This window comes from Streptomyces sp. NBC_00016 (genome assembly GCF_045040885.1).
GTDB classification, from domain to species: domain Bacteria; phylum Actinomycetota; class Actinomycetes; order Streptomycetales; family Streptomycetaceae; genus Streptomyces; species Streptomyces coriariae.
This window is the reverse complement of record NZ_CP108304.1, coordinates 7,419,136-7,440,885: the sequence shown is the minus strand read 5'-3', so window position 1 is coordinate 7,440,885 and position 21,750 is coordinate 7,419,136. Positions and strand designations below refer to the sequence as shown.

Annotated in this window: 15 protein-coding genes; 4 read left to right on the top strand and 11 right to left on the bottom strand. The window is 71.9% G+C overall.

Features of this window, described 5'->3' with window-relative positions:
• Nucleotides 1–40 precede the first annotated feature (40 nt).
• The 9 genes from OG933_RS32855 to OG933_RS32815 all read right to left on the bottom strand — a co-directional run bounded on the left by OG933_RS32855 (nucleotide 41) and on the right by OG933_RS32815 (nucleotide 16,476).
• On the bottom strand, nucleotides 41–3,991 hold the full coding sequence (locus OG933_RS32855) for an amino acid adenylation domain-containing protein (protein ID WP_405630455.1): 3,951 nt from the start codon (nucleotides 3,989–3,991) through the stop codon (nucleotides 41–43).
• Nucleotides 3,992–4,009: 18 nt separating this feature from the next.
• Nucleotides 4,010–10,366, bottom strand: coding sequence for an amino acid adenylation domain-containing protein (locus OG933_RS32850; RefSeq protein WP_405630454.1), 6,357 nt, complete (start codon nucleotides 10,364–10,366; stop codon nucleotides 4,010–4,012).
• A gap of 150 nt (nucleotides 10,367–10,516) precedes the next feature.
• On the bottom strand, nucleotides 10,517–11,884 hold the full coding sequence (locus tag OG933_RS32845) for an MFS transporter (protein WP_159051420.1): 1,368 nt from the start codon (nucleotides 11,882–11,884) through the stop codon (nucleotides 10,517–10,519).
• Between the two features lie 5 nt (nucleotides 11,885–11,889).
• Nucleotides 11,890–12,147 carry an acyl carrier protein gene (locus OG933_RS32840; protein WP_362520626.1) on the bottom strand — a complete coding sequence of 86 codons (258 nt, stop codon included), beginning with the start codon at nucleotides 12,145–12,147 and terminating at the stop codon, nucleotides 11,890–11,892.
• Nucleotides 12,144–13,673: an amino acid adenylation domain-containing protein gene (locus OG933_RS32835; RefSeq protein ID WP_405630450.1), complete on the bottom strand. Its 1,530-nt coding sequence runs from the start codon at nucleotides 13,671–13,673 to the stop codon at nucleotides 12,144–12,146. The genes OG933_RS32840 and OG933_RS32835 overlap by 4 nt, the downstream gene beginning before the upstream one ends.
• A gap of 136 nt (nucleotides 13,674–13,809) precedes the next feature.
• Nucleotides 13,810–14,127, bottom strand: a complete 318-nt coding sequence (locus OG933_RS32830; protein WP_405630449.1) for a hypothetical protein — start codon at nucleotides 14,125–14,127, stop codon at nucleotides 13,810–13,812.
• 76 nt (nucleotides 14,128–14,203) lie between these two features.
• Complete coding sequence (locus tag OG933_RS32825; RefSeq protein ID WP_159051418.1) at nucleotides 14,204–14,359, bottom strand: hypothetical protein; 156 nt, start codon at nucleotides 14,357–14,359, stop codon at nucleotides 14,204–14,206.
• A 350-nt stretch (nucleotides 14,360–14,709) separates the two neighbouring features.
• Nucleotides 14,710–15,726: a 1-aminocyclopropane-1-carboxylate deaminase gene (locus OG933_RS32820; protein WP_142269724.1), complete on the bottom strand. Its 1,017-nt coding sequence runs from the start codon at nucleotides 15,724–15,726 to the stop codon at nucleotides 14,710–14,712.
• A gap of 96 nt (nucleotides 15,727–15,822) precedes the next feature.
• Nucleotides 15,823–16,476, bottom strand: coding sequence for a GntR family transcriptional regulator (locus OG933_RS32815; RefSeq protein ID WP_362520616.1), 654 nt, complete (start codon nucleotides 16,474–16,476; stop codon nucleotides 15,823–15,825).
• Nucleotides 16,477–16,563: 87 nt separating this feature from the next.
• On the opposite strand from OG933_RS32815, the gene OG933_RS32810 reads away from it, so the two are divergent.
• On the top strand, nucleotides 16,564–17,196 hold the full coding sequence (locus tag OG933_RS32810; protein ID WP_405630446.1) for a TetR/AcrR family transcriptional regulator: 633 nt from the start codon (nucleotides 16,564–16,566) through the stop codon (nucleotides 17,194–17,196).
• An 88-nt stretch (nucleotides 17,197–17,284) separates the two neighbouring features.
• Here OG933_RS32810 and OG933_RS32805 read toward each other — a convergent pair whose 3' ends face one another.
• Nucleotides 17,285–17,593, bottom strand: coding sequence for a muconolactone Delta-isomerase family protein (locus OG933_RS32805; protein ID WP_054239167.1), 309 nt, complete (start codon nucleotides 17,591–17,593; stop codon nucleotides 17,285–17,287).
• A gap of 164 nt (nucleotides 17,594–17,757) precedes the next feature.
• Here OG933_RS32805 and OG933_RS32800 point away from each other — a divergent pair, with 164 nt between their 5' ends.
• The 3 genes from OG933_RS32800 (at nucleotide 17,758) to OG933_RS32790 (ending at nucleotide 20,033) form a co-directional block, all read left to right on the top strand.
• On the top strand, nucleotides 17,758–18,738 hold the full coding sequence (locus OG933_RS32800; RefSeq protein ID WP_405630445.1) for a LysR family transcriptional regulator: 981 nt from the start codon (nucleotides 17,758–17,760) through the stop codon (nucleotides 18,736–18,738).
• Nucleotides 18,739–18,923: 185 nt separating this feature from the next.
• Entirely contained in the window at nucleotides 18,924–19,637 is a 714-nt protein-coding gene (locus tag OG933_RS32795) for an SDR family NAD(P)-dependent oxidoreductase (protein WP_405630442.1), read from the top strand.
• Nucleotides 19,638–19,658: 21 nt separating this feature from the next.
• Nucleotides 19,659–20,033, top strand: a complete 375-nt coding sequence (locus OG933_RS32790; RefSeq protein WP_362520607.1) for an SgcJ/EcaC family oxidoreductase — start codon at nucleotides 19,659–19,661, stop codon at nucleotides 20,031–20,033.
• A gap of 13 nt (nucleotides 20,034–20,046) precedes the next feature.
• Here the strand turns inward: OG933_RS32790 and OG933_RS32785 are convergent, their stop codons facing one another.
• Nucleotides 20,047–21,639, bottom strand: a complete 1,593-nt coding sequence (locus OG933_RS32785; protein ID WP_362520603.1) for a TROVE domain-containing protein — start codon at nucleotides 21,637–21,639, stop codon at nucleotides 20,047–20,049.
• Between the last annotated feature and the right edge of the window lie 111 nt (nucleotides 21,640–21,750).

The window sequence follows — 21,750 nt, the reverse complement described above, 5'->3', positions numbered from 1 at the left end:
CTGACTCCTTGATCGGTTCGTGTCGGTCGACGGGGGCCGCTCAGCGGGCGGCACGGTGGGACAGCTCGTGCGTGATGAGCTCGGCCAGTCGGCCGACCTCGTCACGGGTGAGGAAGGTGGCGGGCAGGCCGGGCAGCGCGTGCAGGCCGATCGGTCCGGTGATCACCCGTGACCAGCCCATGTCGGCGGGCTGGAAGTTCTCCTCCGGCAGGATGAAGACCTGGGCGGCGCCGTCGTACGCGGCCTGCTGGTGCGAACTGATCGCCTTGGCGTTGGCCTGGTAGACCCCGAGCAGCCTGCGCGCGTCCTCGAGGCTGCTGACGTCGTCGCGCAGCGCGCCCGCACTCCGGCCGCGGCTGAACACCAATTCGATCTTCTCGTCGAGGCTGTCGATGGCGGCCAGTTCCTCGTACGTCGTGTCGGTTCCCTGACCGAGCATGTGGTGCACCAGGGCGGTCGGGTCCTCCAGGAGCCTGCGCGGGGCCGGGTCGAAGGGGTTGGCCACCACCAGACCGAGGTAGGCGACCTCGTCGCCCGCCGCGCGCAGCCGTCGGGCCACCTCCACGGCCACCGTCGCGCCCATGCACCAGCCGGCGACGTGGTAAGGACCCTCCGGCTGGACGGACTTGAGCCGGGCGACGTAGTGGTCGGCGAGGCCGCTCATCGAGTCCAGCGGTGTCTCCCCCGGCTCCATGCCGGACGCCCGCACGCCGTACACGGTGACCTCGCCGTCGAGGAGCCGGGCGAGCGGCCCGTAGCCGAAGATGTGACCGCCGAGCGGCGGGAAGAGGAACAACGGGGTGCTGCCCGCGGAGTTGAGCGGCACGACCAGCGTGTCGGCGCCGTCGGTGCCGTCGGCGTCCCGGCGGTCGATCAGGGCGGCGAGCCTGCGGATGGTGGCCGCCTGGAGCAGGGCGGCGACCGGGAGTTCGACTCCGAGCTCGTCCCGGACCTTGAGCACCACCCGCAGGGCGCGCAGCGAGTGGCCGCCGAGGTCGAAGAAGTTGGCGTTCACGCCGATGCCGGTGATGCCGAGCACCTCGCTCCAGATCGCGGCCAGTGCCCGCTCGGTGTCGGTGCTCGGCGCTGCCGCGTCACCCTCGGCCGCGGACATCGCCTCGCCGATGCCGGGCAGGGCCTTGCGGTCGACCTTGCCGTTCGGGGTGAGCGGCAGCGCGTCGAGCAGCACCCAGGCCTGGGGCACCATGTAGCCGGGCAGTGCCTCGGCGCACCAGGTGCGCAGCGCGCTGCCGTCCACGCCGGGAGCGGCCACGACGTAGCCGGCGAGAACCCGTTCGCCGTCCGCGCCGAGCGGTGCCGCGACCACGGCCGCGGAGACCTCCGGGTGCCGGCCGAGCCTGGCCTCCACCTCCTCCAGCTCGATGCGGTAGCCACGCACCTTCACCTGGAGGTCGACCCGCTCCAGGTACTCGAAGGTGCCGTTCTCGCCGATGCGTACGAGGTCGCCGGTGCGGTAGAGCCGCGCTCCGGGCCGGCCGGGACCGGCGAAGGGATCCGGCACGAAGCGGTCCGCGGTCAGGTCGGGCCGATCGTGGTAGGCGCGGACCACACCTTCGCCGCCGATGTACAGCTCGCCGGGAACGCCGGGGAAGACCGGGTCCATCTGGGCGTCCAGCACCCACATGGTGGTGTTGCGGATCGGACGGCCGATGGGCACCGTGCCCTCCCCGGCCGTCACCCGCTGGACGGCGGACCACACGGTGGTCTCGGTCGGTCCGTACATGTTCCAGACCGCCGCGCCGTCCCGTGACAGCCTCTCGGCGAGGTCACGCGGGAACGCCTCGCCACCGCAGAGCACTCCGGCCATGTCCTTCGGGCGCCAGCCGGTGTCGAGCAGCATCCGCCACATGGCGGGTGGTCCCTGGGCGATCAGCCCGGGCTCCGACTCGATCAGTTCGCGCAGCGCGGTGCCGTCCGCGACCTGGCTGCGGGCGGCCAGGAGTACGGTGCCGCCGAGAATCAGCGGGACGAACATCTCGTTGACATGGATGTCGAAGCTGATCGAGGTCGTGGCGAGGTAGGGGTGTGAGTCGTCCAGGTCCAGGCGCTCCACGAGTGCGTCCAGGAAGTTGACGACGGAGCCGTGCGGTACCTCGACCCCCTTGGGCAGGCCGGTGGAGCCGGAGGTGTAGATCGTGTAGGCGAGCTCGTCGCCGGAGACCTCGACCGCCTCGGCGCTGCGCGGGTGCGCGGCGGCCGTCTCGACCGCGAGGGCGGCCGGGGCGAGTTCGGCGGCGACACCGGCGGAGACGGCGTCGTGCAGGAGGAAGTCCGCACCGCTGTGGCGGGCGATGTAGCGCAGCCGGTCGAGCGGGTAGTCGGGGTCGAGCGAGACGTAGTTGGCACCGATCCGCCAGATGGCGAGCAGGGCGGGTACGAGCAGGGTGCCGCGGTTCATGCACACGCCGACCGGGTCGCCCCGGCGGACTCCCGCGTCGGCGAGGCTGCCCGCTATCCGGCCGGCCGTCTCCAGCAGCTCGTCGTACGCCAGTTCGCCGTCGACGGCGCGCACGGCGGTCCGACCGGGCCGGGCGGCCCGCTCGATGCGCTGGTAGACACCGTGCGGCTCGGTGTCGCGCCACGGGCCGGAGCCGTGCACGGCAAGGGCGGCGACGTCCTCGTCCGCGAGCGCGGGCGCGGCCAGCACGCAGGCATCGGGATCGGCGGCGATCCGTTCCAGCACCGAGAGGTAGGCCCGGCTGAGGCGGGCGGTGTCCGCACGGTCGAAGCGCCGTGCGTCGTAGCGCAGTTGGAGCCGCAGCGAGGTGCCTTCCGGGTTCATCACGAATCCGGAGGTCAGCGGGAAGTTGGTGTGCTCGTAGTAGTCGCCGATGTCGAGGGTCAGGTCGTCCTGTGCGGTGAGCCCCTCATAGCTTCGGAACCGCCGGAAGTCGAAGACGATGTCGAAGGGGCTCCAGCCGGTCTCCTCGACCATCGCCGCGAGCGGATAGCGGCGGTTGGGGAGGATCGCGGCCTCCTGGGCGAACACCGCGCTGGCGAAGTCGGCCCAACTGGCCCGCGGGAGCGTGGTACGCAGCGGGTAGGTGCTCAGGAAGAGGCCCTTGACCTGCTCGGCGTCCCGCGTCTCCGGCCGGCCGTTGCCGACGACCCCGGTGATCACGTCGGAGCGCCCGAGCAGCCCCGAGACCACACGCAGGTGCGCGGTGAGCAGCACGGTACGGACGGGGACGCGCAGCCGTGCCGCGAGTTCGCCGAGCCGGTCGAGCACGGGCCGCGGGATGTCGTACCACTCGACCTCCACGGTCGAGTCCAGTTCGTCACTGGTGCGCCGGGGCGGTACGGGCAGCACGGCGGGCTCGGCACCGGCCAGTTGGTCGCGCCAGAAGTCGCGCTGCCGTGCGTCGTCGAGAGCGTCGAGCTCGAGTGCGATGTAGTCGCGGTAGCGGGTCCGCGGGGCGGTGAAGTCGGGCGTACGGCCCGTACGGATCGCCGTGTAGCCGGCGAAGAGCTCCGCCACGGCGGAGTGCAGGCTCCAGCCGTCCATCATCGCGTGGTGGAAGGACCACCAGAAGTGGAACTCCTCGTCCCCCAGGCGGTGGACGACCATGCGGAAGAGCGGCGCCGCCGCGAAGTCGAAGGGACGGCCGGTCTCCTCGCGCCGCCAGTCCTCGAGGACCCGCTCGGCGGCGTCCCGCTCCAGGCCACGCAGGTCGACGGTCTCGAAGGGGACGTCGACGGTGGAGTGCACGAGCTGCAACGGTTCGCTGAACTTGGCGAGTTCGAAGGAGGTGCGCAGGACGTCGTGGGCCCCGATCAGCCCGGCGACGGCGGCGCGGAAGCTCTCCTCGTGCCAGGGACCGCGCACCCGCAGCGAGTAGATGTCGTGGTAGTAGGAGGCGTCGCCCTCCAGCTCGGCGTGGTAGATCATGCCGGCCTGCAGCCGGGACAGCGGATAGGCGTCGGTGACGGAGCTGGTGGCTGTTCCGCGGTGAGGTGTTGCGGTGGTCATGCGACTGTTCTCCGGTCTCTAGAGTCCGAGCCGAGCGAGGTCGGCGGTGCTGAGAAGGGTGAATTCGCCAAGGGGTGCCGCCTGCTCCCGCCGCGGATCGACCGCGGTCATGACGGCGGCGAGTTCGCGCAGGCTGCGGGCGGTGAACACGTCGTCCAGGCCCAGGGACCAGCCCTGGTCGGCAGCGGAACCCACCACGCGTACGGCGCTGAGCGAGTCCCCGCCGATGGCGAAGAAGTGGTCCAGGGCGCCGACCGGCCGGTCCGGCTTGAGCACCTCGGCCCAGATGGCCGCGAGCGTCCGTTCCTCGTCGGTGTCCGGAACCTCGTACGCCACGGTGTCGCCGCGCCACGGCTGCGGGTCGGGCAGGGCCCGCCGGTCGACCTTGCCGGTGGCGCCGAGCGGGAACGCGTCCATGACCACGATCAGCGAGGGGCACATGTAGTCGGGCAGGATGCCGCGCAGCCGCTCGGCGAGCACGGTGCCGTCCGCCGCGGCGCCCGGGCGGACGGTGGCGTAGCCGATCAGCTCCTTGCCACCGCCCGGATGTTCGTGGACCACGACGACGGCGTCGGTGACCTCGGGCTGGGCGGCCAACCGCTCCTCGATCTCGCCGAGTTCGATGCGCACGCCGCGGATCTTCACCTGGAAGTCGGTCCGTCCGAGGTACTCCAGGTCGCCGTCGGGAAGCCGCCGCACCAGGTCGCCGGTGCGGTAGAGGCGCGAGCCCGGGTGTTCCGGTCCGGCGAACGGGTCCGGGACGAACCGGTCGGCCGTCAGACCGGGCCGGCCGACATAGCCGGTGGCCAGTCCGATGCCGCCGATGTACAGCTCGCCGACGCCGCCGCGCGGGATCGCCCGCATGGTGTCGCGGTCGAGCACGTACAGCCGGATGTTGTCGATCGGACGGCCGATGGGGACGGCGGCGCCCGCCTCCGCCGGTGCGCAGCTGTGCCACGAGACGTCCACGGCGGCCTCGGTGGGGCCGTAGAGGTTCTCCAGTCGGGGTGGTGTCACCCCGGCGGTGGCCGTGACCTCGTAGAAGCGGTCACGCAGGCTGCCTTCGAGCGCCTCCCCGCTGCACACCACCAGACGTACGGTCTCGGCGATGGTCTGCGCGCCCGGCTGCTCCAGCAGGGCGGCCAGCATGGGCGGCACGAAGTGCAGGGTGGTGACCCGTTCGCGGCGGATCTCCTCGATCAGGTATCCCGGGTCGCGGTGGCCGCCGGGACGGGCCATCACGATCCGGGCGCCGGCCAGCAGCGGCCAGAAGAACTCCCACACCGAGACGTCGAACGTGTAGGGGGTCTTCTGCAGGACGGTGTCGCAGGCGTCGAGCCGGTAGGTGTTCTGCATCCAGCGCAGCCGGTTGACGATCGCCCGGTGCGGGACCAGAACGCCCTTGGGAGTCCCGGTGGAACCCGAGGTGAAGAGGCAGTACGCGGGCAGCTCGCCGCGCAGGGGCAGTTCCAGCGGCGGCTCGGGATCGGCCTCCAGGCCGACGACGAGGGTGTGCTCCCGGCCGTGCTCGTCGGGCACCCCTCCGGGGCCGGTCAGCAGCGTCCGGACCCCGGCGGTGTCCATCATCAGCCGCAACCGCTCGGCAGGAGCCGCGGTGTCGAGCGGCAGGTATGCGGCGCCCGCCGCCATCGCGGCCAGGAGGGCGACGACCAGTTCCGCCGAGCGCTCCATGTGCACGGCGACCACGTCGCCGACACGGACTCCGCTCGCGCGCAGCCGATGGGCGTGCGCGTCGGCCAGCCCGAGCAGCTCGGCGTAGCTCAGGGTGCGCCCCGCGTAGCTGACAGCGGGTGCGTCCGGGGTGAGGGCGGCGGACCGGCGGATCCCGGTGAGCAGATCCTGGGCCTCGTCCGGGCCGGCCGCGGGTGTGGGCCCGGCCGCCGCGTCGAGTTCCGCGGCGCGTTCGGACGGGGGCAGTGCGTCGTACCGGGCGGCCGGGTCGGTGGTGTTCTCCAGCAGGTGGCAGATGTGGGCCAGGAGTCGGCGGGCGGTGGCCCGCTCGAACAGATCGGCGTTGTACTCCAGGGTCAGCTCGCAGTGCTCGCCGTCGAGACGGGTGATCAGGCTCAGCTCGGCCTTCGCGGTCGTCCGCGCGTCCGGCACCTCCTCGACCCGGACACCGGGCAGTTCGAGTGAGGCCGGTGCCGCCTGCTGCATCACCAGGGCCGCCTGGAACACGGGCGGGTGGCTCGCTGTGCGCGGCACGTCGAGTTCGGACAGCAGCCGTTCGAACGGTACGTCCGCTGCGGAGAGTCCGCGCCCGATCTCGGCCGCCGTCACCGCGACGAGGTCGTCGAGCAGTCCGCTCGCGGGCAGTCGCAGCCGCAGCGGGACGGTGTTGATGAAGCAGCCGATCAGCTCCTGCTGGCCGGACTCGGGGCGGTTGGCCACCGCCGTTCCGAGCACCAGCTCGCGGTCGCCTCCGCGGGCCGCGACCGCCGCCGCGTACGCCGCGGCGACCAGGGTGAACGGGGTGACTGCGCGGCGGCCCGCCTCGCGACGCAGACGCTGCGGCAGTCCCGCCGGGAGGGCGAGCACCTCGCGGTCGCCGCGATAGGTCTGGCGGTGACCGCGCGGGCGGTCGGTGGGCAGGCCGTAGCGCTCCGGGGCTCCGCGCAGGTGCTCGGCCGCCCTCGCCAGGCCGCCGTCCGCCTCCAGGGCCGCGGTGCGGGCTCGCTGCCACCGTGCGAACCCGGCGTAGTCCGACTCGGGCAGGGGCGGTTCGACCGCGCCCGGCTGTCCGCTGAAAGCGGCGTAGAGCGAGGACAGTTCGTCCTGCAGCACGGCGAGCGACCAGCCGTCGGCGGCGATGTGATGGACCATCAGCACCAGCGCGCAGTCGTCGGGCCCGAGTTCGGCGAGGGTGGCGCGCAGGACCCGGCCGGCCCGCAGGTCGAGCGGCCTGGTGAGCTCCTCCTGGACGAAGGCAGGGAGTTCGCCGGCTCCGGAGAGCTCGACCGTCCGGTAGTCGAAGACGTCCTGGGCCGGCTTGGGGAGGGCCCGCAACCGGTCGGCCGTGACCTCGAAGCCGGTGCGCAGCGGGGCGTGCCGCTCGACCAGGCGAAGGAGTGACCTGCGCAGCGACTCCCGGTCGAGGCCGCCGCGAAGGCGGAAGCACCACGGGATGGTGTAGACGCCCGGCTCGCTGCCGGTCATCTCCTCCAGGAAGAACATCCGCTCCTGGGTGAGGCCGGCCGGATAGGGGGCGTCCTGCACCGTGGTGCCGACCGGCGGCAGCGTTTCGGGGTTGCGCACCATGACACGGGCCGCGATCACCGCGGGCGTCGCCCGGTCCAGGACGACGGCGGCGGGAACCCGGACACCGAAGTGCTTCCCGAGCCGTGCGGCCATGCGCATGGCGAGCAGCGAATGGCCGCCGAGCGCCAGGAACTCGTCGTGCACGCTGATCCGCCGCACCCCGAGGACCTGCTCGAAGATGTCCACCACGGCCGCCTCCTCGGCGGTGCGCGGCGCGACGATCTCGGAGTGCGCCCGGCCCGCGGAGGGCTGCGGCAGGGACCTCTTGTCCACCTTGCCGTTGGGCAGCAGCGGCAGCCGGTCCAGCGCCACCAGCCGGGCGGGGACGAAGGCCGCAGGCAGCAGGGAGGCGACGTGTCGCAGCACCGCGGCCTCGTCCAACGGTGTGCCGGCGCGCGTCACCGCATAGCCGATCAGTCCATGGCCGTCGTCGCGCTTGAGCACGGCGGCCTGCTCGATGTCCGGGTGGGCCCGCAGGACGGCGGTGACCTCCGCAGGCTGCACACGCACCCCGTGGACCTTCAGCTCGTCGTCGGCGCGGCCGAGGATGTCCAGCAGCCCGTCGGCCCGGAGGCGGCCGAGGTCACCCGTCCGGTAGAGGAGATCGGCCTCGTCGGCACGGAACGGATTGGGCGTGAAGCGGTCCGCCGCGTCCCGGCCGGACGCCCCGAGATAGCCGAGCGAGCGGTGCGGCGTGCGGATGGTGATCTCGCCGGTCTCGCCGATCCCCGCGGGCCTGCCGGTGGGGCCGAGGACGACCACCTGGGTTTCCGGCAGCGGCCGGCCGATCGGCTGCACCCCGTCCGACGGCTCGGCGGGGATCTCGTACCAGCATTTCGCGAGCGTGGTCTCGGTCGGCCCGTAGAGGTTGACGACGCGGGCCTGTCCGCCCAGGTGTTCGCGCCAGCGGCGGACAGCCTGACCGCTGAGCGGCTCTCCGGCGAAGAGCACGGCGCGCAGGGCGCGGGGCCGGGGGGCTCCGTCCGGGTCCTCGACGTGCTCGGCGACGAGCAGGTCGGCGAGGCTCGGAGTGATGTGCAGCGTGGTCACACCGGCGCGCTCCAGCCAGCGCAGGGTGGCGGCGGGGTCCTCCAGATCGCCGGGTTCGGGTACGACCAGCGTGGCACCGGAGACCAGGGGCAGGAACAGGTCGCGCAGGACCACGTCGAAGCCGGTGTTGGTACGCCAGCCGACCCGGTCGCCGGGGCCGGTTCCGAGCAGGTCGCGCTCCCAGGCGAGGAAGTGGGCGAGTCCGCCGTGCCGGCCGAGCACACCCTTGGGAGTGCCGGTGGAACCGGAGGTGAAGAAGACGTACGCCGGATCGTCGGTGCCGGGCATGGGGACGTCGCAGGGGCCGCCCCCGGCGGCGAGCAGCGCGTCCGGGCTGATCGCGGCGCCCTCGGTCTCGCCGATCACGAACGCGGGGCGGGCGGTCTCGAGGATCGCGTCCTGACGCGCCCGCGGCAGGCCCGGCTGGACGAACAGCAGGACTCCGCCGGCGCGCAGGACGGCCAGGGCCGCGAGGACGGTCCGGGTGCTGTGGCCGCCCTCCAGCCCGACGACCTGGCCGGGACGCAGCCCCAGGCCGAGGAGCCGGGCCGCGCCCGCCTCGGCCACGGCGGTCAGCTCGGCGTAGCTCAGGTCGCCTTCCTGCGCCCGGATCGCGGTGGCCTCCGGGTGCCGGGCAGCCGCCTCCCACACCTGTTCGACGACCGACGTCCGAGGGGTGGCGGACAGTGGTTCGCTGAGGGTGCGGGTGGCGCGGTCGGCTCCGTCCAGGGTGAGTTCGGCCAGCGGCAGGTCCGGGGTGACGACGGCTTGCCGCAGCAGTCCGGTCATCGAGGCGGCGAACGAGGCCGCGTCCGCCGGGGTGAGGGCTGCCGTGCGATGGAGGAACTCCAGGCGCAGCCCGCCGTCCTGCGGCCAGCCGTAGACGCACAGGTCCGTACGAGCCCGTACCGGAGTCTCCTCCCAGCTCAGCCGGCTCGTCGTGCAGCCGGGCAGGCTCAACTCGGCACGCTCTTGGGAAAAGATGTTCAGCATCACATTGGTGTGCGCCTCGCCGCCGCGCTCCGCCCAGCGTGCGCGCAGCACTTCGGCGGGCACGTCGTGGTCCCCGTAGGCGTCCAGGGCCAGGTCACGGACCTGGCCGAGCAGCTCGGCGAAGCTCTGCCGGGGATCGGCCGAAGCCGTGACGTACAGGCTGTTGAGGCAGGGGCCGATCAGCCGGCGGCTCCAGGCCTCCGCCCGGTTCGCGTTCGGCAGCAGCACGCTGCAGCTCTGCTGGTCGCCCCAGCGGGCCGCCGTGGCGACCAGTGCGGCCAGCAGCACCATCACCTCGGATGCGCCGTGGTCATGAGCGAACCGCTTCAGCCGGGAGAGTTCCCCGGCGTCGAGCCGCTCATGGTGGCGGGCCGCTTCCGAGGGGTCCTGGCCGGCCCGGCCGCCGTCGGCCGAGCCGGCCAGTGCCACGCTCCGCGGTACGGGCAGCCGGGCGGCGAGCTCGGACACCCGGGCGGACTGGTCGGCGCGGGCGAAGCGTTCCCGCTGCTCCCGGGCGAAGCGCCGATACGTCTGCGGGACCGGCGGCAGCGCCTCGCCCTCCGTCACATGGCGGTAGCACGCGTCGAGTTCGGCGAAGAGGGATTCCTCGGAGCCTCCGTCGAACACCAGGTGGCTGACGACGAGGGACAACAGGGTGTCGCCCTCCCCCGCCGGGGCCCAGACATGCGCACGGATCAGCGGGGAGTCACCGGGGAAGGCACGCAGCGACTCCTGCGACACCTCGATCAGCGCCTGCTGCTCCTCGAGGCCGCGAGTGATGTGCAACGGGATGTCAGCCGGCCGGAAGTCCTCGGACATCAGCAGGATTCCGGCGTCCTCGTCCCAGGCGCAGCGAGACAGCAGCACCGGGTTGCGCTCGGCGACCAGGCGCAGGGCGGCGCCCAGTGCGTCGAGGTCGGGGCGGCCGGCGATCCGCCAGGCCATGGGGATGTTGTTGGCCGTCGGCCCCGCGCCGAACTGCTCCAGCAGCCACAGCCCTTCCTGGGCGTACGAGGCGGCGACCACCTTCGTGGTGACGCTTGTTGCGGGCATGAGTGTGTACTCCGATACGAGGTGAGTCAGCGTTCGACGCTGGTGAGGTTGACCAGTACTGGACCGCTCAGGACGTGGGCGGTGGGAGCACCGGGCCGCCGGGTACTCGCCGGTGTCGGCCGCGGGGGAGGTGCGGGTGCCGGCCGGCGATCAGCCGTCCTGCGCCGACCTGGCCGCGAGCACAGGGGTCTGACCGACGGGCTCGGCCGCGGCCTGGGCAGCGGACCCGGCCGGTGTCTCGGACTCGGCCGGTGTGCCGGACTCGGGCCCGGCCGGCGTCTCGGGCTCTCGCTTGTTGACGACCGCGTTGCGCACCAGACCGAGCGTGAGCAGGCCGGGTGCGCCCGCGGCCACGGCCATGGCCAGCACGACGACGGTGTAGTGGTCGCCGGCCAGCAGCGGGCCCGCCACGATCGCCCCGAGCGGGTAAGCGCTGTGCATCAGCGTGCGCATCAGGGTCATGGTCCGGCCGCGGAGTACCTCCGGAGTGCGCTGGTACCGGACGCTCTGCGAGGAGACCGTCATGAGCATCGCGGGCAGGCCGCAGACGACCTGGCCGACGAGGATGAGCACCGGGTTCGCTCCGAGAAGCAGCAGCAGGCCGCTGCCGGAGATCACCTGGAGCAGACCGATCCGGAGCATCGGGCGGACGGCGGGCTTGATCGCTCCGGCGATCAGCGAGCCGATCATCTCGGCACCGGCGAGGCCGCCGACGAGCACGCCGAGCATGGTGGCACCGCCCGGGAGACGCTCATGGGCCAGCCACGGCTGAGCGACGATCAGCATGCCCATCGCCACGTTGAAGATGGTGAAGGTGATGGTGATCACCAGCATCACCCGGTCCCGGACCACGAACGCGACGACCGGACGCCAGGAGCTCCGCTCGGTGGAGACCCCGTTCCGGTCGCCGGTGGTCTCCGCACCGGCTCCGGGACGGTCCAGCCGGGCCTTCAGGCTGAGCACGAGCCCGGCGAACACCAAGTAGCTCACGCAGTCCAGGGCGAGCACCCAGTACCCGCCGATGAGCGGGATCAGCAGACCGCCGAGCGCGGGGCCGAGCATGCCGGCCGCGCCGTAGGCGACCGCCTCGAGGGCGATCGCGGTGGGGAGCTGCTTCTTGGGCACCAGATCGGGCAGGACAGCGGGGATGATGCCGATCGGGATGATCTTGAACAGACCGAAGACCGCCGCGACGACATAGAGGTGCCACGGGTCGAGGACATCGGTGACGTACAGCAGCGGGACGGCGAGCATGGCCGCACCGCGCACCAGGGAGTCGAACACCAGCAGTTTGCGCCGGGAGAAACGGTCCACGACCTTGCCGGCCAGGAGGCCGCCGAGCAGTACGGGGGCGGAGTAACAGACGCCGAGTACGCCCAGGGTCCCGGCGCCGCCGGTCGACACGGCGATCCACGCGAGGGCCGTCCAGGTGGCGCCGTCACCGAGCAGGCTGATGACCGCGCCGAACCAGAGCTTGCGGTAGTCGGGAATGCGGAGGACGGAAGCATAGACGCGCATGCCGTTCACACCGTTGCCTTTCCGTCTTCGGCGCGGGCCACGGCGACCGAGATCGAACGCTGGAACAGATCGGCGAGGCCGATCGACAGACCGTACTCACGGGCGATCCTCGTCTTGAGTTCGATCGCCATCATGGAGTGGCCGCCGAGTTCGAGGAAATTGTCGGCACCGGTGATGTGCGGGTCTCCCAGCTCCTCACCGAGCCAGTCGAGGATCCGCTGCCTCACTTCGTCCCGGGTCGATGTCGGCACTCTTTCACTCACTTCTCGAACTCCATTTCCTTGGCCACGCTTTGGCTGTCCGTCTTTCCGTTCACCGTCAGCGGCAGTTGCTCGAACCACCGGAAACGGGTCGGGAGCATGTACTGCGGAACACGCTTGCGAAGTTCGGCCCGGAGGGCGCGAAGCTCGACCTGCTGTCCCGAGCGGGTGGTGTATCCGCAGGCGAGGATCGGGTTCTCGGCGCCGCCGACGACCACGGCGGACGCTTCGGTGATGTCCGGTACGGCGGCGACGGCCGCCTCCACCTCGCCGAGCTCGATCCGGTGGCCCCGGATCTTCGCCTGCCGGTCGGCACGCCCGAGGTAGACGAGTTGCCCGTTGCGCGTCTCCACGAGATCCCCGGTCCGGTAGAAGAGCGTCCCGTCGACGAGGCCGAGCGGGTCGGGCCCGAACCGCTCGGCCGTGGTCTCCGGCCGGTCCAGATACCCGGCCGCCACCTGGGGGCCGGACACCACGAGTTGGCCTCGCTCACCGCTCTCCCCCGCTTCGTCCACGATGCGTGCGGTGAACCCCGGCAGCGGCCGGCCGATGACCGAGTCGTCGAGGAGCAGGTCCTGCCCGGTGAGCCGGTGGTACGTGGTGTGGACGGTGGCTTCGGTGAGCCCGTACATGTTGATCAGTTGCGGCCGGTCGAGGCCGAACCGGTCCGCCCAGGTACGCAGTGCGGGCATGGAGAGCCGCTCACCGCCGAACACCACGTACCGCAACGGGACGCCGCCGCCGGCGGGCACCTTCTCCATGAGGACGCGGGCCATCACCGAGAACGCGGTGGGAGTCTGGTTGAGCACCGTCACGCCGCGGTCCAGCAGCAGTTCGGCACAGGCCTCGGGCGAGAGCTTGGTCCACCGGTCGACGATCACCAGGCAGCCGCCGTGCAGGAGCGGCCCCCACAGTTCCCAGACGGAGAAGTCGAAGGCGATGGAGTGGTAGAGCAGCCACACGTCTTCGGCACCGAAGTCGAACAGTTCGGCCGCGGCCGCGAAGAGAGCCAGGACGTTGCGGTGCGTTATCGGCACGCCCTTGGGCCTGCCCGTGGTCCCCGAGGTGTAGATGACGTAGCAGTACGCGCCTGGATCCGGTCGAGCCCCCGACCACTCCTCCGCGCCGGTGTCCCAGGCAGCCTGCCGGACCTCGTCGCTCGTGATCGAACACACGCCGGCCGACCCGTCGACCACGTCGCCGACCACGGCCCGCGGACCGCTGTCGTCGAGAATGAGCCGGTTGCGCACCGGCGGGTTCTGCACATCGAGCGGCACATACGCGGCACCGCAGCGCAGAATCGCCAGTACCGTGACGACCATTTCGACGGAGGGCTCCATACAGAACGCCACGAGGTCACCGGGCCGCACACCGGCGCGTTTCTTCAGCAGGGCCGCCACCCGTCGGGATGCGGTGGCGAGTTCGGCATAGGAGGCTCGGTCGCCGCCGAACTCGACGGCCGTTCCGTCGGGCCGGCCGGCGGCCATCTCGTCGAATGCCTCGACCAGGGTGAAATCTGCGAAATTCATGACACGTAAGTCCGCCTTGGGAATCGGTGGGCCGGTGGTCGGCGCAGCGGGCAGCAGCAATGCGACAGCGGTGGGGAAAGGCGAGGAAAGCGGGAATCTCTTCCGCAGGACCGGGGGACGAGCGGCCCCCGGGAAGTCAGTTCAGGCCGTCGTCGAACGGCCGACGCCACAGCAATGCGTCCATCGCACTCACGATCAGATCGGCACTGGCGCGGTCCAGTCGCCACCGACGGAGGCTCGGATCGGAGGCAAGAGCCCGGCAGAGGGTCACGCGAGCTTCGCACTCTGCGGCTTCCAGGGTCGGAGCCGTCACGTAGAGGACGAGCGCGGCGCCGAGCGGGTCCGGCCGCATCCAGTGGTGCTGAAGGCCTGAATCGCCGCACTCGGTCGCTTCACGAAGTCGGCCGGCGATCCGGTCCAGGTCCGAAGGCCGGGCCTTCGGCTGAGAACTCACCAGTCGTGCTGTGATCACATACAACGGAGTCCGTCCATCATCGAGCCGAGCGCCTGGCAGGTCTGCCGCGAGGTACCTACCCCCAGATGTTGTCGCCGCCCGTGGACTCGGTGACCTGCGCGGCGTCCGCCTGTACGGTGACCGCCGGCGTCGCCGCCGCAGAGACGGCGACGCCCATCGAGGCGGCCATGACGACGAGAACGACGGCGGCGGAACGGGCGATGAGATTCACGTTGATCGACTCCCCGGTCGGTCGGCTTCCCCGGCGCGGCCGCCGGGCTCTGGAGATGAGTCTGCTGATGCCGGCGGCCGGGGAGAAGACATTCGAGGTAGCCCAAACGGGCCGCGTCCTAATGCGGAGCCGAGACAGCCCGCGACCCGGATGCGTGTGGCGACCATGTCCTGCGTGGTGAGGCGGGCGTCGGCCTCGGTACGGGGCGGAGTACGTGGGGTCGAACGGGTCCGGGACGACGCGGGACACGGTCCGGGACAGTGCCTGGCGCTGTTCCCGGCCCGGCACGGCCCGGTCCGGCCCGGTCAGCTCAGGTCAGGTCAGGTCAGGTCCCGAACCGCGCCGGGTCCTCAGAACAGCGCGCTGTACGCGTTCAGTGCCGGCTGCCCGCCCAGGTGCGCGTACAGCACGGTGGAGTCGCGGCCGATCTCGCCGCGTGCGACCAGGTCGACGAGTCCGGCCATCGACTTCCCCTCGTAGACGGGGTCGGTGACCATGCCCTCGGTGCGCGCGGCGAGCCGCATCGCCTCCAGGGTCGTCTCGTCCGGGACACCGTAGACGCCGGCGTGGTACCGCTCGTCCAGCTCGATGTCCTCGACGGTCAACTCGCGCTCGAGTCCGATGAGTTGTCCGGTGCGGTGCGCGATGCGGGCGATCTGCCCGCGGGTCTCGGTGGGCTTGGCCGAGGCGTCGATCCCGATGACGCGCCGGGACCGCGCGCCCGCCTCCTCCAGCGCGGCGAACCCGGCGACCATGCCGGCCTGGGTCGACCCGGTCACCGAACAGACGATCACGGTGTCGAAGAAGACGCCCGACTCCCGCTCCTGCTCGGCGACTTCGTAGGCCCACCCGGCGAAGCCCAGGCCGCCGAGCGGATGGTCGGAGGCCCCGGCGGGGATGGCGTACGGCTTCCCGCCCGACTCCTCGACCTCCCTGAGCGCCAGCTCCCAGCTCTCCTTGAAGCCGATCCCGAACCCGGCCCGGACCAGGCGCACATCGGCCCCGGCCAGTCGGCTGATGAGGATGTTGCCGACCTTGTCGTACACGGAGTCGGGCCACTCCACCCAGCTCTCCTGCACCAGCACGCACTTCAGTCCGGCGCGGGCGGCGACGGCCGCGACCTGACGGGTGTGGTTGGACTGCACCCCGCCGATCGACACGAGTGTGTCGCAGCCCTGCGCGAGGGCGTCGGCGACCAGGTACTCCAGTTTGCGGGTCTTGTTCCCGCCGTACGCGATCCCGGAGTTGCAGTCCTCCCGCTTCGCCCAGAGGGCGGCTCCGCCGAGGTGGGCGGTGAGCCGTTCCATCGGGTGCACCGGGGAGGGTCCGAAGAGGAGGGGGTAACGCGCGTACGAGGAGAGGGACATGGGGCCTCCTGGAGCAGTGGGTCGAGCGGATCGAGCGGGTCGCCCGGAGCAGTGGGTCGGTCGGTCACCCGGTTCTCGGGTTGCTCGGCCGCCCTGCTACTCGGCCGCCAGGTCGTCGGAGTCGGCGAGGTCCGCGAGGGTGCGCCAGATCTCCGCCGTGACGCGGACCGCCTCGGCCACGTCACCGCCGGCGCAGGCCTCGATCAGCCGACCGTGCAGTCCGGCCGAACGGCAGGTGCCGCCCTCACCGAAGCGCCGTCGCTCCAGCCGCCGGATGAGCGGGGTGTAGCGGGCGATGGTGGCGGCGGCCGCCCGGTTGCCGGCGGCCCGCACCAGGACGTCGTGCAGCGCGTCGTCGGCGCGCAGGGCGGCGTCCACGTCCCCGGCCCGTACGGCGGCCGCGAACCGCTCGTTGGCCGCGCGCATTCCCTCGACGTCCGCGGCGAACAGCCGGGGCACCGCCACCCGGGTGGCCAGCTCGTGCATCGCGCCGACCACGGCCGCCGCGTCCCGTACGTCGGCGGCCACCACCGGGGTCACCCGCGTGTAGCTCTGCGGCTTGCTCTCCAGCAGCCCCTCGTCGACCAGCCGGGCGAACGCCTCCCGCACCGGCGCCCGTGACAGCCCGAGCCGCTCGGCGAGATCGGCGTCGCGCACGACCGCGCCGGGGGCGATGTCCCCGGCCACGATGGCGTCCCGGATCGCCGCGTAGGCGCGGTCCCTGAGCAGAGTGCGTGGCACAGCCTCCATGAACTGAAATGTTAGATATCAGCCTGCCGGGGACGCAAGGCTCCGCCGCGGCCGGGAAAGTAGACGACCGGTCGTACACTCGGCCTCATGGGACGGACCAGCGATGCCCGCGAGAAGATCCTCAGCGCCGCGCGGTCACTGATCGAGCTGCGCGGTTACTCCGCGCTGGGTGTGGCCGAGATCTGCAAGACGGCCGGGGTGCCCAAGGGCAGCTTCTACTACTTCTTCGCGTCCAAGGAAGCTCTCGCCCTGACGGTCGTCGACGAGCAGTGGGCCGGACAGCGGCGCGCGTGGGAGCGGGTGCTGCGCGGTGAGACGGCACCGCTGTCCCGGCTGCGCCTGCTGTTCGAGGAGACCGAGGCCGCGCAGCGCGCGGGACAGCAGAGCTGCGGCACCGTGGCGGGGTGCCTGTTCGGGAACCTCACCCTGGAGCTGAGCAATCAGACCGAGGCCGTCCGCGACCGACTCCAGGGGATCTTCGAGGCGCAGGTCGAGATGGTCGAGTCGGTCGTCGCCGAGGCCCTCGGGCGCGGCGAGGTCTCCGTGACCGACACCCGGGCGGCCGCGCGGGCCGTGGTCGCGCAGCTCGAAGGGCAGGTCATGTTCGCCAAGCTCTACAACGACACGGACCGGCTCGGCCCCCTGTGGGCGAACTGCCTGGCACTGCTGGGCGCCGCCCCCGCGCCACGGGTCGGCGCGGCCGACGCGGCCGGCGCCTGACGGAATTCCGGGTGCGGGGCGACCCGTGCCCCGAAGAGGGCCACTTCGGCCCCTCGACGGATCCGTGACCTGTGGCTCCAGGGGGCCGTCACGGCGTGCCGTCGGCGCGGTCCGGGCCCGGGTCGTTGGGGTGGGGCTGGAGCGCGGTGACGGTGAGGGTCATCCACGGGCGCAGCGGCAGCGTCCCGAGCACCTTCTCGTGGAGTTCCGCCTCGTCGGCGGCGCGCCAGACACCGATGCTGCGCAGTTCGCCGACCGGCCGCCACAGCCGGGCCAGCCGACCGGAGGCGGCCAGTTCGCGGGCTCGGACGGCTTCGGCGGCGCGCCGTTCGTCGATCTCGTCCTGCCCGGTGCCCTCGGGCACGGTCGTGGTGATCTCGACCAGGAACTCTCGCATGGTGCCGCTCCACTCGGTGAGGATCGATCGTGGCGGATCGCGGCGGCCGGACGCCGTCGCGCTCGCCCACCTCCATCCTCCGCCCGCCGCCGTGCGGTCGACCACGTCCGCCTTTCTCGCTGCTGAGAGGAACAGCCTCCTACCGGCCCGCCCCCGGACGTAGCATGGCGGGCGTGGAGCTGCGCCAGCTGCGGTATTTCGTCGCGGTCGCCGAGGAACTGAACTTCGGACGGGCCGCCGCGCGGCTTCTGATCGCCGGGCCGTCCCTGTCCCAGCAGATCAAGGCGCTCGAGCGCGACCTCGGGGTCCGTCTGTTCGACCGCGACCGCCGGTCGGTCTCGCTCACCTCGGCCGGCGCCGACCTGCTCCCGCACTCGCGCGCCCTGCTGGAGCGGGCCGACGACCTCCGCGGCCGAGCCCGCCGGCTGTCCGGTTCGCAGCCGGTACGCCTCGGGTACGTCAACTGGCTCCCGGCGGACCTGACCCGGCGCACCGCCGCGGTGGCCCAGGTCCATGTCGACGCGTGGGTCGCGCCCTCGCACACCCAGGCCGCCCGGGTGGCCGACGGCAGCCTCGACCTCGCCGTGTGCTGGGTGCGGAACGAGGACCTGAAGCGGCACGGACTGCGGGCCCGGCTCCTCGGCGCCGACCGGCTGTACGCCGTCGCCAGGAGCACCGACGCCGGCGAACCGTCCGCCGCACCCGCCGTGCCCGCCGCATCCACCGCACCCGCCTTGCCCGTCGGGGACACCGACGTCCTGATCGACGACGACGTCACCTCCTGGGCGTCCTGGAACGCGTACGCCGAAGAGCTGACACGGGCCACCGGGGCCCGAGCCGTGCGCATCTCCGACGGTGCCGTGACCGGTCCCGCCTTCTTCGACCACGTCCGCCGCTGCCGCCGTCCCGTCCTCAACTCGCCCAAGGGGCAGACGACTCCGCTGCCGTCCGACCTGGTCCGCCGCGAGGTCGTCGCGCCGAAGGTGTACTGGACCTGGTCCCTGGTGCGGCGCGAGTCCGAGGAGCGTGCGGGGGTCCTGGGCGTCGTCGACGCGCTCTGCGACGGCGTCGGTGCCGACGGCCTCGGGATCCACGCCCCGGACGCCTGGCTGCCCGCCGACGACCCGCACGCACTCCCCCGCTGACCTGCACTGACGTGTACTGACCTGCGCCGACCTGCGCTGGGAGCCTGTGCCTCCCAGGCCGGAGGAAACAGGTCCCGGGCAGGACCCTCCCGCCCTTTGACGCCGACCGACGACCGGCCTACGTTCTAAATAGTCGACCGGTCGGCTAGTAACCGGTCATCGCGTCCCCCTCGGAGAAGATCACCATGAGCGTTCAGCAGCAGAAGGTCGCCGTCGTCACCGGCGCGTCGCAGGGCATCGGCGCCGGGCTGGTCGACGCCTACCGCAAGCTCGGCTACGCCGTCGTCGCCACCTCACGCACCATCGCCCCCGCCGACGACCTCGACCTCGTCACCGTCCAGGGCGACATCGCCGACCCCGCCACCGCCGAACGCGTCGTCGCGGCGGCCGTGGAACGGTTCGGCCGGATCGACACGCTGGTCAACAACGCGGGCGTGTTCGTCGCGAAGCCCTTCACCGACTACACCCCGGACGACTACGCCACCGTGACCGGCGTGAACCTGGCCGGGTTCTTCCACCTCACCCAGCTCGCCGTCGAGCGGATGCTGGCCCACGGCGGCGGCCACATCGTCAACATCACCACCAGCCTGGTCGACAACGCCGACGCCAACGTGCCCTCCGTGCTGGCCTCGCTGACCAAGGGCGGTCTGCAGTCCGCCACCAAGTCCCTCGCCATCGAGTACGCCACCCGGGGCATCCGGGCCAACGCCGTCTCGCCGGGCACCATCAAGACGCCGATGCACGCCGAGGAGACACACGACTTCCTCGCCGCCCTGCACCCCGTCGGCCGGATGGGCGAGCAGAGCGACATCGTCGACGCGGTCGTCTACTTGGAGAACGCCCCGTTCGTCACCGGCGAGATCCTCCACGTCGACGGCGGCATGAGTGCCGGCCACTGACCGGCGGACAGGAGCACAGCGATGAGCAGCGCCACGACGGACGACGAAGCGATCCTGCGCGGCGTCCTGGACCGGTGGAAGGCCGCGGTCGACGCGCACGAACCCGAGCGGGTCGCCGCCCTCTTCACCGAGGACGCGATCTTCCAGGGGCTGCACCCCTACAGCACGGGAAGGCCGGGAGTCGCGGACTACTACGACTCCCAGCCCCTCGGCATGACGGCCGACTACCGGTTTCTCGAGACCAGGCGCCTCGCCGACGACCTCGTCCTCGGCTACCTGGACGTGGAGTTCTCGTTCACCGACCGGCCCACGATCGCCGTGTACCTCGGTGTTCTGCTCAGGCGCGAGGACGAGGACTGGCGCATCGGCCACTACCAGGTCTCACGGCTGGGCTAGCCCGCGCCGGCGCTCAGGCCGCCCACGGCCACCGGGTGTCGTCGGCGGCCTCGAGCAGCGGCACCATCCGGAAGGCCGCGTCCGACAGCCCGCCGAAGGTGTGCCGGTTCCCCTTGCCGGACGGGCCGTGGCCCGCGCGGTGGCCGGCCAGGTTCCAGGTGTAGACCGGCACGTTCGCCGGGACCTGGTCGGTCGGGTCGCCGTGGTGGCTCGCCGTGTACTGCTCGTCGGTGACGATCAGCACCCGGTCGTGGCCGCGGTAGTGCCGGCGCACGGCCTCGGTGGTGTCCGTACCACCGAGGTCTCCGAAGCGCTCCAGAATCTTCAGCATCGACTCCTCCTCACGGAACTTGATCGTGTTGCTGCTGGTGCCGAACTCGACGAGGTCGGCGTCGGCCGCCCGCAGCGCGAGCGCCGTGCCGAAGATCGCCGCCGCGTCGGCCCGGTTGAGCTCGGAACGGTCCGACAGCCGTGCGTAGAACATCGAACCGGACCGGTCGACGAGCACCAGCGTCCGGCCGGGCAGCGCGGGCACGTTGGCCAGCGAGTGGCCGAGCGCCCGCTCCAGCGGGTAGGCCCAGCGCAGCGACGGCGCGTGCTGGTACGCGGCGAGGTACCGGAAGGGGAACTGCCGCGAGCGCGCGACCTCCGCCGGGTCGCTGATCTTCGCCGCCACCCGCGCGGCGACCTCGTCGCAGACTCCCGCCTCGTCGAAGTTGCGCAGGTTGCGCGTCAGAGCCATCGACCCCATCGTCGGAATGACCGCCTCCCAGGCCGCCTTGTCCATCGGCCCCTGGAGCCAGCCCGCCAGCGCCTCCCAGGTCATGCCCGCCTCGGCAAGGCGCCGCGCGCCGCCCGCTCCGGTCACGACCCTGCGCCGCTTGGCGGGCCGCAGCGCCATCAGGTCGCGGTGCGCCGTGAGCACGGGCAGCGACTTGGGCACCACGGCCGTGTCGGGGTTGTGCCGGCGGTCGAGGGCGTACCGGAACAGCTCGCCCTGCCAGGGCTTGGCCGGGTCCGGCGCGGCGTGCACCAGGTTGAGGATGTCGCCGAAGCGGTAGCCCTTCGAGGCCGTGTCGTACTTCAGCAGCGACTTGCCGTTGTAGAGCCGCCGTACGGCGTCGGCGATCCCGCGCTTGACGGGCTTGGGGATGTTGCGGCCGTACGTCGCCGTCCAGTACGCGAGCAGCTCGCCGGGCTCGTCCGGCCGCTGGAGCACGCGGTCCACGACCTGCCGGTTCGAGGGGCCGTCGGTGGCGCCCGCCGTCAGACGCGCGTGCACGTACTCGGCGGCGCCCACGATCGCGGCGGTGCGGATGTTGCCCTCGCCGCGCAGCCAGCCCAGCAGGCCGGCCGTCCAGGACGGGTCGCTGACGGCGAGTTCGCGCACCAGCTCGGCGAAGCGGTCGTCGCGGGCGGCGCCGGTCTCGTAGAAGGTCTGCTGGGAGACGAAGTTGGCGATCGCCAGCAGGAACAGCTCGGAGCGGGCGTCCCGCTCACGGCCTCGGCCGCCCTGGTGGGTACGGAGCACCCGGCCCGTGGTCGTCACGGGCGATACGGGCGATACGGGCTGCGGATTACGGGCACGGAAATTGAAGCGCGCCATGGTGAATTCCCCCGAATTCATTGTTCATTCAGTCGTCCATCGGGAGAGGCGCAGCAAAAGGAAGGTGCCCGAGATCAGAGGTCGGCGACGGACTTAGCCAGATGCTCTACC